At 68.5% G+C, this 12,003-nt stretch carries 13 protein-coding genes; 4 read left to right on the top strand and 9 right to left on the bottom strand.

What is annotated here, in order from left to right; translation table 11 throughout:
• The 5 genes from ACJ512_RS21590 to ACJ512_RS21610 are packed head-to-tail and all read right to left on the bottom strand — an operon-like array spanning position 1 to position 5,601.
• Positions 1-1,047: an acyl-CoA dehydrogenase family protein gene (locus ACJ512_RS21590; RefSeq protein ID WP_407686386.1), complete on the bottom strand. Its 1,047-nt coding sequence runs from the start codon at positions 1,045-1,047 to the stop codon at positions 1-3.
• A gap of 2 nt (positions 1,048-1,049) precedes the next feature.
• Positions 1,050-1,880 (bottom strand): amidohydrolase family protein, encoded by an 831-nt coding sequence (locus ACJ512_RS21595; RefSeq protein ID WP_407686387.1) that lies wholly within the window; start codon positions 1,878-1,880, stop codon positions 1,050-1,052.
• A complete protein-coding gene (locus ACJ512_RS21600; RefSeq protein WP_407686388.1) occupies positions 1,877-3,514 on the bottom strand; it encodes an acyl-CoA synthetase in 1,638 nt (545 codons plus the stop codon). The genes ACJ512_RS21595 and ACJ512_RS21600 overlap by 4 nt, the downstream gene beginning before the upstream one ends.
• A gap of 12 nt (positions 3,515-3,526) precedes the next feature.
• A complete protein-coding gene (locus ACJ512_RS21605) occupies positions 3,527-4,729 on the bottom strand; it encodes an amidohydrolase family protein (RefSeq protein ID WP_407686389.1) in 1,203 nt (400 codons plus the stop codon).
• A 2-nt stretch (positions 4,730-4,731) separates the two neighbouring features.
• On the bottom strand, positions 4,732-5,601 hold the full coding sequence (locus ACJ512_RS21610; protein ID WP_407686390.1) for an enoyl-CoA hydratase: 870 nt from the start codon (positions 5,599-5,601) through the stop codon (positions 4,732-4,734).
• Between the two features lie 308 nt (positions 5,602-5,909).
• On the opposite strand from ACJ512_RS21610, the gene ACJ512_RS21615 reads away from it, so the two are divergent.
• Entirely contained in the window at positions 5,910-6,173 is a 264-nt protein-coding gene (locus tag ACJ512_RS21615) for a hypothetical protein (protein WP_407686391.1), read from the top strand.
• A 143-nt stretch (positions 6,174-6,316) separates the two neighbouring features.
• Positions 6,317-6,565 (top strand): microaggregate-binding protein 1, encoded by a 249-nt coding sequence (gene mbp1 / locus ACJ512_RS21620; RefSeq protein WP_369737728.1) that lies wholly within the window; start codon positions 6,317-6,319, stop codon positions 6,563-6,565.
• Between the two features lie 50 nt (positions 6,566-6,615).
• Here mbp1 and ACJ512_RS21625 read toward each other — a convergent pair whose 3' ends face one another.
• Positions 6,616-7,623 (bottom strand): dihydrodipicolinate synthase family protein, encoded by a 1,008-nt coding sequence (locus ACJ512_RS21625; RefSeq protein ID WP_407686392.1) that lies wholly within the window; start codon positions 7,621-7,623, stop codon positions 6,616-6,618.
• A gap of 34 nt (positions 7,624-7,657) precedes the next feature.
• Positions 7,658-8,455, bottom strand: coding sequence for an SDR family NAD(P)-dependent oxidoreductase (locus tag ACJ512_RS21630; RefSeq protein WP_407686393.1), 798 nt, complete (start codon positions 8,453-8,455; stop codon positions 7,658-7,660).
• A gap of 232 nt (positions 8,456-8,687) precedes the next feature.
• Here ACJ512_RS21630 and ACJ512_RS21635 point away from each other — a divergent pair, with 232 nt between their 5' ends.
• Complete coding sequence (locus tag ACJ512_RS21635) at positions 8,688-9,479, top strand: TetR/AcrR family transcriptional regulator (protein ID WP_407686394.1); 792 nt, start codon at positions 8,688-8,690, stop codon at positions 9,477-9,479.
• A 25-nt stretch (positions 9,480-9,504) separates the two neighbouring features.
• On the opposite strand, the gene ACJ512_RS21640 is transcribed toward ACJ512_RS21635, so the two are convergent.
• Together ACJ512_RS21640 and ACJ512_RS21645 are read right to left on the bottom strand one after the other, a co-directional pair.
• Positions 9,505-10,380 carry an enoyl-CoA hydratase/isomerase family protein gene (locus tag ACJ512_RS21640; RefSeq protein WP_407686395.1) on the bottom strand — a complete coding sequence of 292 codons (876 nt, stop codon included), beginning with the start codon at positions 10,378-10,380 and terminating at the stop codon, positions 9,505-9,507.
• The gene (locus ACJ512_RS21645; protein ID WP_407686396.1) at positions 10,377-11,036 is read right to left on the bottom strand and encodes a hotdog family protein; all 660 of its coding nucleotides are present in this window, start codon (positions 11,034-11,036) and stop codon (positions 10,377-10,379) included. Before ACJ512_RS21645 ends, ACJ512_RS21640 begins: the two co-directional genes overlap by 4 nt.
• A 141-nt stretch (positions 11,037-11,177) precedes the next feature.
• On the opposite strand from ACJ512_RS21645, the gene ACJ512_RS21650 reads away from it, so the two are divergent.
• Positions 11,178-11,993 (top strand): enoyl-CoA hydratase/isomerase family protein, encoded by an 816-nt coding sequence (locus ACJ512_RS21650; RefSeq protein ID WP_407686406.1) that lies wholly within the window; start codon positions 11,178-11,180, stop codon positions 11,991-11,993.
• Positions 11,994-12,003: the final 10 nt, after the last annotated feature.

Raw genomic sequence — 12,003 nt, forward strand, 5'->3', positions numbered from 1 at the left:
TCAGGCGCCCTTTCCGCTTTCCCGGGCGGCAACCAGCTCGCCGACGTACTTGGCGCTGGCGCCGGGGTCGCCACCGGCCAGCGCCCAGCCGCGGGCACGCACCAGGTACGCCGTCGCGGCCGCCTCGGACGAAACACCAAGCCCGCCTTGCACATGCACCGCCATGGTCGCGGCCTTGGCCGCCTCCTCGGCCATGAACACGAACGCCGAGGCGGCGAGCTCCGGGCGCTCGTCGGGTTCGTTGTCCAGGAACCAGGCCGCGCGCCGCGCCAGGTTGCGCCCACCCTGCACGGTGATCGCGATGTTGGCCAGCGGATGCGAGATGCCCTGCAGCGTGGAGATCGGCACGCCCAGCGTGTAGCGCGTCTTGGCGAACTCCGCCGCGATCGTCAGGGCCTCCTCGACCAGCCCGACGAGCGCCGCCGCGGTCAGCAACCGCCACTCGTCCAGTGCCCGTTGGTATTCCGCGAGCGCGTCGGGCCCGCCGGCCAGCACGGTGCGGTGGTCGGCGGCGGCCGGGTCGACCCACGCCATCGGCAGCCGGCCGATGTTGTCCACCTTCGCCGGGCGGGTGTCGAAGGCCAGCCGCACCACCTCGGCGCCGTCGCGGACGATGACCTGATCGGCGATCGACCCGGCGGGAATGAGCCGGGTCCCAATGACGCTGTCGTGCTGCGGGTCGAGCGCGGTGAGCCTGGTGCCCTGGACGACGTCGGATTCCGCGGCGCCGAGCCGGGCCAGCAGCCGGGCCGCGCAGACGTGGTCGATCCACGGCACCGGCGCCAGTGAGCGGCCGATCTCCTCGGCAACCAACGTCAGGTCGACCAGCGTCGCCCCGTCCCCGCCCGCGGATTCCGGCAGCGCCATCGTCGTCGCGCCCATGGCGCACAGACGCTCCCACAGGTTCTTGTCGAAACCGGTCTCCTCCGCGGCGCGCACGGTTTCGATCGGGCAGTGCGTCTTGAAGAAGTCGCGGTAGGCGGCCTGCAACGCTTCGTGATCCGGCGTCAGGCTGTAGTCGAGCCTGCGTAGTTCGTAACGGTCCATGCTCAGCGTTCCTCCTGGCCACCGAAGAAAAAATCTTGCGCGTTGTTGTAAAGATAGTTTTCGAGCACGTCGGCCGGCAGGTCGAGCCCGGCAGCTTCCGGGACGACGCGGCGCATCTTGAGCACCGGCCAGTCGGAGGCGAAGATCACCTTGCCGGGCCCACGCGTGCGCATGTAGTGCAGCAGGCTGTCCGGCAAACGCTTCGGCGACCACGCCGAGGTCATCAGGCGCAGGTTGGCATACTTGATCAGCAGCCGGATCGCGATGTCCCACCAGGGATCCGCGCCATGAATCATGCACAGCTTCAGCTCGGGGAACCGCACGCAGACCCGGTCGAGGTGGATCGGGTTCTGCACCTCCCCGGGGATCGGCGGCCCGGGGATGCCGGTGTTGACGCACAACGGCAGCCCGAGTTCGGCGCACTTGGTGTACAGCGGGTAGTAGACCGCGTCGCTGGGCGGATACTGGCCATCACCCCAGAAGCTCGGTCCCACGGCGGCATACGCGACGGGCAGGTCGTTGACGACGGCGCCGAGTTCGCGCAGCGACGGCATCGGCCGCAGCAGGTCCACACCACCCATCGCCAACGCGAAGCGCTCCGGCTTCTCCTCAACGAACTTGCGTGCGGTCACCGATGGTCTGGCGAGGTTGTCCATCAGGATGGCCTTGCGAACGCCCTGAGAGTCCATCTCGTCGAGCAGCTCCGGCAACTGGACCGGCGCGAACATCGACTCGGGTCCCTTGAAGTAGTCGTCGCGCACCTTCAGCATCCACGTCGGTTGCTTCTCGGTCTCGCCGAAGTGCACGTTGACCAGGCAGTCGATCGCTTTCATGTGGACATCGGCGCCTTCGCTTCAGCGTGCTGCAGAGCCAGCCTCCTGGCCCACCGGTAATCGGCCTTCCCGTTGCCCAGCCGCTGGACGCGCTCGACGAACAGGAACTCCTTGGGCGCCTTGAACCGGGCCAGTTGCGACGTGCACTGCGCGTACAGGTCCTCGGCGGTCGTTTCCGCTTCGGCCCGGGTTTCGACGAGCGCGACGAGCTCTTGCCCCCACCGCTCGCTCGGGCGGCCGACCACCAAGGCGTCGGCGATCGCCGGATGGGCGCGCAGCACCTCCTCGACCTCCTCGACGAACACCTTCTCGCCGCCGGTGTTGACCACCAGCGAATCGCGGCCGAACAGCCGCAGCGTTCCGTCCGGCTCGAGGCTGGCGCGGTCGCCCGAGATCACCACCCGCTTGCCGCCGATCTCGGGGAAGGTCTTGCGGGTGGCGTCGGGATCGTCGAAGTATCCCAGCGGGATCCGCCCCTCCCTGGCCACCCAGCCCACCTCTGGCTCGCCGGGGGACAGAAAGCGGCTGCAGTCCTCGGACAGCACCAGTCCACCCTCGCGCAGCGTGAACGTGTCGTTGCGCGTGGACCCGCGACTGTGGCCGAATCCCATGTTCCCGGTCTCCGAGGAGCCGTAGCCGTTGATGAGGGTGGCCTGCGGCAGCGCTTCCAGCAGGGCGCGTTGGTATTTCGAGTTCGTCGCGGCGCCGCCGGTGCCGATCGCATACAGCGCGGACAGGTCGTAGGAGCCGCGCCGCAACTCGGCCACCAACGGGGCGGCGTAGGCGTCGCCGACCATCGTCATCAAGCCGACCTTCTCGCGCTGCGCCGTCTCCCAAACAGACTGCGGCTGCAGCCCTTCGGCGGTGTCGTAGAGCACGACGGTGGTGCCCGCCATGATCGCCGAGAACGCCGTCCACATGCCGGCGGCGTGCATCAACGGCGACACGGCGAACCACGGCGCCCCGGCATCGCCGCGCACCTTCTCGTGGATCTCCCGGGCGCAGGCGTGGTCGGCGCCCACCATCGACGACACGTAGATGTCGGACTGCCGCCACAACACCCCCTTGGGCCGGGCGGTGGTGCCGCCGGTGCAGATCATCAGCAGGTCATCCGGCGACGCCTTGGCGACGCAGTCGGAATCCCCCTGCGCCAGCACGTCTTCCAACGACACCGCACCGGCCAATTCTGTGGCCGCACTGCCGTCGTCGACCGACAGCAGCAGGTCGACACCGTCGCGCGCGAGCACGTCGGCGAACTTGGCGCCCAGCGCGCGGTGGTAGATGACCGCGCGGGGCTTGAGGTAGTCGAGGAGCTCGCCCACCTCGCGGGGCGTGTAGTGGTAGTTGACGTTCACCGGGACGGTTCGCGCCTTGAGGCAGCCGATGACCATGTCGGGGTACAGGTCGTTGTGCATCAACAGCGCCACCCGGTCCTGACCGCATTCCCAGTTCTGCAGGTCGGCGCGTTCGCGGTGCGCCCCCAACCCCTTGCCGGCCAGGAAGTTGGCGAGCCGGCGCGTGCGGTCGGCCGATTCGGCGAAGGTGCTGCGGCGACTGCCGCACACGGTCATCGTCCTGTCTCCGATGACGTCGGCGATGGCGTCGAAAGCCGCGCCTATGGTCCATTCGCTCATGGCGTCCAGCCGCTAGACGGCCGAGCCGACTGGCACACCGAGTAGGCCAAGAGCGTTGTCTCGCATGATTTTCCGGACCTCGGTGTCGCTGAAACCCACCAGCTCCCCGGTGAACGACACCGGCGACTCGAGGCCCTCGCCGTGCGGCCAGTCCGAACCGAACAGGATCTTGTCGACGCCGATGACCTCGGCCAGCTGCGGCAGGTCGTCCTCGTAGTAGGGCGCGATCCACACGTTGTTGCGCAGCTGTTCCACCGGGTCCTCGGGGAAATGCCGCGGGTAGTTGTTGGCCGCCTTCTTCAGCCGCTTGACCAGCCGGTGCACGAAGTACGAACCGTTTTCGATGCTGACCGCCCGCAGCGTGGGGTGGCGGGTGAACACACCGTGCACGATCATCGAGGCCATCGTGTCGTGGATGGCGCGGTCGTCGAGCAGCACGGTGTCCAGGGGGTCCTTGTCGCCGAAGCCCTCGAAGGTCGCCTTGCCGCCCCACTGCGCGGCGATGTGCAGGTAGCCGCTGTCGGACAGATGGAAGCCCACCGGCACCCCGGCCTCGGCCAGTCGCGCCCACACCGGGTCGTGGCTCCGGTCGCCCAGCGACCTCGGCTTGACCACGCCGGGCACGGGCGCCGGCCGCACCAGGACCAGCTTGGCGCCGCGCGCCAAGACGAACTCGACCTCCTCGAGCGCCTTGGCCGGATCGGCCAGCGAGACGATCGGCGCGGCGATGATGCGGTGGTCGGGCCGGTCGAAACCCCAGTCCTCGTCGAGCCACAGGTTGAAGGCGTGCACCGACGCCATCGTCGCCTCGATGTCTCCCTTGAGTGCCTCCTCGACGCCGCAGCCGAAGGTCGGCAGCATGAAAACCGTCTCGATGTCCTGGGTGTCCATCACCGCGACCCGCGCGTCGCGGTTCTGGTACTCGGGGTGCTCGGCCAGGCGTTCGACCTTCATCAGCGACGCCGGGTCGACGCCTTCGGGAATCTGGCCACGGAACAGCAGATCGAGACAGCCCGGCACGATGATCGGGTCGAAGGTGGGGTTGGGGATGAAGTGGTTGACCCGATCCCCGATCACGGCCCAGGTGCGCTTGCCGTCGCTGAGCATCTGCACGCCGCGGCGCTTGAACTTCTTGTCCAGGTGCCGGGTGAAGGCGTCCAGCGGTTCGTAGTAGTGGTTGTCGACGTCAATCGCCTGGTAGCCCAGTTTGCCCATGATCATCCTTTCCGTGGCACCGGCGACCGCTGAACATCGGTCGGGTCGAGCGCAGGAAATCGGGGCGGCCGCTTCTCGAGGAAGCTCGTGATCCCCTCGATGACGTCGGGCCGCGGCATCGCCTCGTGCAACAGGACTTCCGCGCGCGCGGTGGCGTCGACGACATCGCGCGCGGCGTCGCCGTAGACCTGCCTTTTGATGACGGCCATCGACGCCGGCGAGCAGTTTCGCGCGATGTCCTCGGCGTAGTCCAGGGCGCGCCTCATCAGATCGTCGGGAGCGACGACCTCCTTGACGAGGCCCAGTTCGACGGCCTCCTCGGCGAGGAAGGTGCGGCCGCTCAACAACAGGTCGAGGGCGGCCCCCCAACCCGTCAGGCGGGGCAGGATCCAGGAGATCCCGAACTCGGCGATCAGGCCGCGGCGGGAGAACACCGCGCCGAACTTGGCCCCGGCGGCGGCGAACCGAACATCGCACATCAGCGCCTGGGTCAGTCCGATGCCGACGCAGGCACCGTTGACGGCGGCGATGACGGGCTTGCGCAGCGTGGTCAGGAAGTGCGGCGGGCGTTCGCCGACCAGCTCGGACAGGTTCGTCTGACCCGCCTTCTCCAGCGTCGCGCCATACGTGGGCGCCGCACTCGGCGCGCCCAGGTAGGCGCCGGCGCAGAAACCCCGGCCGCGGCCGGTCAGGACGATCGCCCGCGCCACCGGGTCCTGTTCGGCGCGGTCGATGGCCGCATAGAAGCCCGCGGCGATGTCGGGCCCCCAGGCGTTGAGGCGCTCCGGGCGGTTGAACGTGAGGACCGCGACGCCGGCGTCCGTCGTCTCGTAGAGCACCGCGTCCTCGGAGGCACCGTCGCTGCCGGACATCTCCCGCGGCACCTCCTCACCCTGCCGGACCCAGGCTGCTTTGTACGCATACTGTATACCTATCGGTAGCGCATTCCACAACCGCGGCCCGGCCGGTACAAAACCCGGGCGAACAGCCAATTCCCGCTCACCGAGGCGCGACTCGGGCCGTCACGACGGCCGGCTGCACGGACGCGCGACGGGCGGCCGGCGGCGCGCCCGGCGCACCGGGCGATCCCGCTTGCCACCGCGCGTTTTAGGACGCGCCGCACCGGGGTACCGCATGCAAACCCCGACCCGCAATTCGTCCGAACCGAAGGAGACGACCCATGACCGCGACAGCGGAAGCGCCGGTACACCGCCTGCGCCAGATTCGGAAGACGGCGCTGCGTGCCGAACTGGCCGTGACCGCCGCCCAGGTTCTGTTCTGGACGGCGCTGATCGCCGTGCCGGCGGGCGCGTTGTTGCTGGCACGACGCCGCACCCGCAGCGAGCCGGCACCCTGGAGCCCGCCGCCGGCCCCCGCGCACCACGCGCCGCACCAGCCGACCTCCCCCGAGGACGGCAGGGCTCATCCCAATTCTCAAGGCTGAGAACGTGTTTGGCCGGCACGCCGCAGACCTGCCGGGGAGCCGGCTACCCCCGTGTGGCGAGCGACACAATGCGGAGACGTTTGCCCCGCCGACCCGATCGGGAACCCGCACTCAAGGTGTCCATGAGCAGGAGGGAAGTGCAAATGGCTGACAGCAAGAGCGGCCCGATGGAGGCCATCCAGGGCATTGTGGAAGGCATCTTCGGCAGGGCCAAGGTCATCCTCGGTGCGGTATTGGGCCGCAACGACATGATCAAGGAGGGCCACGCCCAGCTGGACAAGGCTGAGGCGCAGCGCGACGCGGCCAAGAAAGAGGCCAAAGCCGAGAAGGCCCGCGGCGAGGCCAAGATGTACGAGGAGCGCGAGAAGGCCGAACAGCGCGCCAAGCAGTAACCGTTGAACGGCGAAGGCCCGGTCACCAGGTGGCCGGGCCTTTCGCCACCCTAGGCCGCGACCAGCCCCAGACGTCGATAGGCGCTTTCGATCTGGGCCTTGGCTTGCGCCGGCAGCCACGCCTGCGGCGGCCGGGAGTGGGGAAAGTCGCCGATCGGCAGGCCCAGCAGCGACGCCGCGTACTTGAACGCGCCACCCCAGTGCGTGAAGTAATCGGCGCGTCCCGGGTAGCAGGTCCACCAGGACCCGATGTCGAGATCGAACTGATCGAGACCCGACTCGCGCCCGTAGTCCATCGCCTCGAGCAGCTTGTCGTTCTGCACCAGATCCCAGTACTCGGAGAACAATCGCCGCTGCGGCGTCTCGAACAGGTAACCCGCCGTTCCCAGTTGCGCCGGGCAGACGATCCCGTCCCGCAGCCAACCGGCCCGGTACACCGTCTTGTCGCATTCCCACAGCACGAGTCCCGGCGCCAATTGGTGCAGCAACCTGCTGCCGCCCGGCCGGAAGGCGCCCTCCTTGGTCGCGCACACGGCCGGCACCTCCTCATAGATGCGCGCGCTCTCGGCCGGCGTCAGGACATAGCCCGACGACGGGGAATTGAACATGCCCAGGGCGATGTCGGTGCGTGCGGCGACGTAGGCGAAGAACCGCAGCACGCCGTCCCCGCCGTGCGCCTCCATCATCGGCGTTTGGATGTAGGCGATGTCGGCGCCCGCCTGCTGGGCGTGCAGCGTCAGATCCACGCAGTCCTTCGCGCTGGTGGCCGCCGTACAGGCCTGGACGACGACGTCGGGGTTGATGCCACGCGCCTCCTCGATCGCCACCTCCAGCAGGCGCTTGCGCTCGTCGAGGGTCAACGACCAGAACTCGGCGATGCCGCTGGTGCACCACAACATCGGGTGCCCCAGGTCGCCGACGCAGTAGCGCACCAGCGTTCGGTAGGCCTCCCAGTCGATGTCGTCGCCGTCCGGGCCGCAGAACGGCGTGTACAGCGAGTCGCCGATACCCCGCAACGCGCCGCGCGCCCACACTCGCGCCTCACTCGCTGTCGCCATGATCCATTCCTGTTGTCGTACAAGCAAATTCGCGTCAGGTGAAGTCCGAGCCGCCGTCGACGTTGATGTTGGCCCCGGTCATGTAGGAGTTGCGCCGCGACGCGAGGAAGGCGACGACCGGACCGATCTCCTCCGGCAGGCCGGCCCGGGGCATGTGCGCCGGATGCCCGAAGTGCTCGGTGATCGCGTCCATCAGCCGGTAGGGGTCGTCGCCGTCGACGCCGACCGACTTCGCCCACCCGACCAGAGACTCCGAGGCGATGCTGCCCGGCGAGACGACGTTGACCAGGATCTCCTCTTTGGCCAGCAGCAGCGACAGATTCTTGGAGACGCTCGTCAGCATCGACTTGGCGGCCGTGTAGGCGGGCAGCATGACGCTTTGGCGCTGCGTCGAGTGCGCGGAGAAGTTGACGATCCGCGCCCATTGCGCCGCGCGCAGCAACGGCAGCGCCGCCCGGACGCAGCGCACCATCCCCATCACCCCGTCTTCGACGGATTGGCGCCACTGTTCGTCGGTCAGGTCTTCGAAAGTGCCCGCCGCGCCCGGCCCGACGGTGTTGACGAGCACGTTGAGTTCGCCATTCCACAGCCGACCGAGTTCGGCGAACGCCGCGTCCACCGCTGCCGCGTCACCGATGTCGACCACCAGTCCGAGGGCCCCGGGGCTGCCGCGCCCGGTGAGATCGGTCACCGCGCTGTCGACGGCCGCGCGGGTGCGGCCGATCACCGCCACGCGCGCGCCTTCGTCGGCCAGACATCGAGCCGTCGCCAGACCCATGCCGCGACTGCCGCCGACCACCACCGCCGCGGCACCGGACAACCCTAGGTCCATGGGACAATCCGTGAATCGCCCGGTGGCGTGCGCCCGGTCATCTTCGTCCGCCCAGCCGTGATCACCAAAAGCCTTTTACCAAAAAGCCTACGATAGGTATTACAGTAGCAGATGAAAAACCGCAGGAAAGGCTGTCGCCACGGTGCGCAGACCGCCCACCGGTAAGGTTGACGGTCGGAACCGAACGGCGAGACGCCAATGCACAAGCGAGATCTGATGGAGGTGCCCCGTAGTGGCAAAGCAGGCCACCGCCGATAAGCGTCGACGACGTGAGCGCGGGTCCATCAACCCCGACGACATCATCAGCGGCGCATTCGAACTCGCGGAACAGGTTTCGATAGACAACTTGAGCATGCCGCTGCTCGGCAAGCACCTCGGCGTCGGCGTCACGAGCATCTACTGGTACTTCCGCAAGAAAGACGATCTGCTCAACGCGATGACCGACCGCGCCCTGAGCAAGTACGTGTTCGCCACCCCGTACGTCGAAGCCAGCGACTGGCGCGAGACCCTGCGCAACCACGCGCGCCTGATGCGTAAGACGTTCATGGGCAACCCAATCCTGTGCGACCTGATTCTGATCCGGGCCGCGTTGAGCCCGAAAGCCGCCCGCCTGGGCGCCCAGGAGGTGGAGCGGGCGATCGCCAACCTGGTGGAGGCAGGCCTCACGCCCCAGGATGCGTTCGACACCTACTCCGCGGTCTCGGTCCACGTCCGCGGATCGGTGGTGCTGCACCGGCTCTACGAGAAGAACCAGTCGGCGGACAACGGCGCCCGTGCGATCGAGGATGCCGTGGCCATAGACCCGACGACGACACCCCTGATCGCCCAGGTGAGCGGCCAGGGTCACCGCATCGGGGCCCCCGACGAGGCGAATTTCGAGTACGGCCTCAACTGCATCCTCGACCATGCCGGCCGGCTGATCGAGGAGGGCGCCGGGTCCGCGAAGTCGGCCGCGTCCCGGCAACGCCGAGCCACCAAGTCACCGGCCCAGCGGGGACGGACCAAGGCATCCCCGCCGCGCTAGCGACGCGCGTTTCCGGGTTACGTTGTCACGCTTCCGGTTCGGGCACGTGGAAGTGTTCGTCACGCAACCGGAACGCCTCCTTGGTACCGTGCTCGGCTCGGGTCTTGACGAAGTTGAACTCCCCCGGCCCGAACTGCAGGTTGGTGCCGAAGGCGTGGAACAGATAGCTCGCGACCTCCTCGCCCTGGTAGGCCTGGGTCTGCTCGACGAGGCGGAACGCCTCCTTGGCGATGACGACCCCGTCGGCGGGCATCCTGGCCGCCTTCTCGGCCCAATAGCGCGCCCGCGCCGTGACGGCGCCGGGATCGCATGTGTCGGTGAAGATTCCGAGGTGTTCGAACTCGCCGGCCGTGACGATGTCGCCGGTCAGCAACAGGCGCCGGGCCAGCACCGGCCCCAGCCGGTGGAAGAACATGTGCAGGCTGCCGAGCGCCGGCCCGAGGAAGCGCGTCGCCGGCATGCCGATCCGGGTGTCGCGGGCGATGACGGAGATGTCGGTCATCAGCGCCATCTCGAATCCGCCACCGAGGGCGTAGCCCGCGATCTCCCCCACCGTCACTTTCGGGAAGCCCAGAAGATTGTGGTAGAAGCCGAATGTCTTGCGGTCCACGGTGAGCCGGCGACGTTGGCTGGGTCGTCGCCTGGGCGAGTCACCGCCGTACCAGCCGTACGCGTTGTTCATGTCGGCTCCCGCGGAGAAGACCCCGCCGGCACCGCGCAGCAGCACCACGGTGAGGTCGTCGTCCTCGGCCACGCGGTCCAGGCAGCGTTCCACGGCGTCCCGCATCGCCGCGTCGTAGGAGTTGCGGCGCCCGGGATCGTTCAGGGTGATCGTGGCGATGTGCCGGTCGGGCTCCACGTCGAAAAGCACCCGCTCGTCCGAAGTCCCCGCGGAGGTCATGTGGCCGGCTCCTTCCGCCTTCTGGCGAACCCGGAGGCGGCCAGCTTCTCCGGTGGCGACGCGAGCGTGCTCACCTCACCCGTGCAGAGCACCTCGTCGCCGGCCAGCAGCCGCGCCGTCGAGACGATGCCCCCCTCTGCCGCCGACCGGGAGATCTCGAAGCGCAACTCGGCCAGCACCGGCGTCGGCCGCCGAAACCTCACGCCCAGCGACCGGGTCTTCCCGGACAGGCCCGTCGCACAGTTGTGGTGCTGGATGACGCAGTCGAAGAACACCGCCAGGAAGCCACCGTGCACCAGGCCCGGCGGGCCTTCGTAGACCAGCGGGAAGGACACCCGGCCATCGGCCCGCGCGGCGTCGAGGCGGTCGAAGCGATACTCGGGGAAGCAGGGGTTGTAGGCGCCGATGTCACCGGCGTGGTTGAGATAGACCCGCCCGCGATCGTCGTCGCCGGCCATCCTGGGGGCCGGGTCCGCCGGCGCCGCGGCGGCCAACACGCCCTCCCAGCCGGCGAACTTCTCCAGCATGTCGTCCACCGCCGGGTGCGAATGCTCGAGACTGAGCAGCAGCGCGGTGAGGCGGCGCATCGCACCGGCGGCGGCCACGGTCTGGGCGAGCGGCGCCTCGCCGAACCTGCCGTCACCGAGCGCCGCCATGGTTTCCTCTTTCAGCTTCTTTCGCAGGGTTCCGCCCCGCTGGTTCCGTCGGCAGTGTTTCCTTGCTAACTTATACAGCGTAGCAATCGTATTGCCTACTGTATGGGTAACCGTATCGCCGAGAAAGGCCGGGTTCCGACGGTGAGTCACGAGGCCGACGCGGCCGGCGCCGAGGGCTCGGTGACAGCCTCCCGCGACGACGCGGTGTTGCGCATCTTCCTCGATCGCCCGGATCGGCGTAACTCGTTGACCCCCAAGATGATCGAGGCGTTGGTCGACACTCTGACCGCTGCCGCCGCCGACGACTCGCTCCGAGCGGTTCTGATCACGGCGGCCGGAAGCGACTTCTGCGCCGGCGCCGATTGGGTGGCCGCCAACGACCGCGAGCGTCCCCGCACCGGCGATCTGGTGCGCCGCATCCCCCATGGCGCCCACCGCGTGATCGAACTCGTCGCCGGCATCCACCTGCCGGTCGTCTGCGCCGTGCGCGGATGGGCCGTCGGGTTCGGCTGCAACCTGGCGCTGGCCGCCGACTTCACCGTGGCCGCCGCCGACGCCGTCTTCTGGGAGCCGTTCGTGGAACGCGGTTTCAGCCCGGACTCCGGTTCCACCTGGCTGCTGCCCCGCCTCGCCGGCGTGGCGCGGGCCAGGCGGATGCTGCTGCTCGGGGAGAAGGTGGGCGCGACCGATGCCGCCGAGTGGGGCATGATTCACCAGGCCGTCGAACCGCCGGGACTCGACGACGCATGTGAAAAGCTGCTGGAGCGGCTGGCCGGCGGGCCGACGGTGGCGATCGGGCTGGCCAAGCAGGCCCTGGCGTTCGGCCAGGGCGCCGGCCTGGCCGAATCCCTCACGCAGGAGCTTTTCAGCCTGGAACTGGCTTGCCGGACAGGCGATTTCAAAGAAGGCCTGGAAGCCTTCCGGCAACGGCGCGCACCGCGGTTCCGCGGCCGATGACCTCCATGAA

Source organism: Mycobacterium cajalii (assembly GCF_045809005.2).
In the GTDB taxonomy this organism is placed as follows: domain Bacteria; phylum Actinomycetota; class Actinomycetes; order Mycobacteriales; family Mycobacteriaceae; genus Mycobacterium.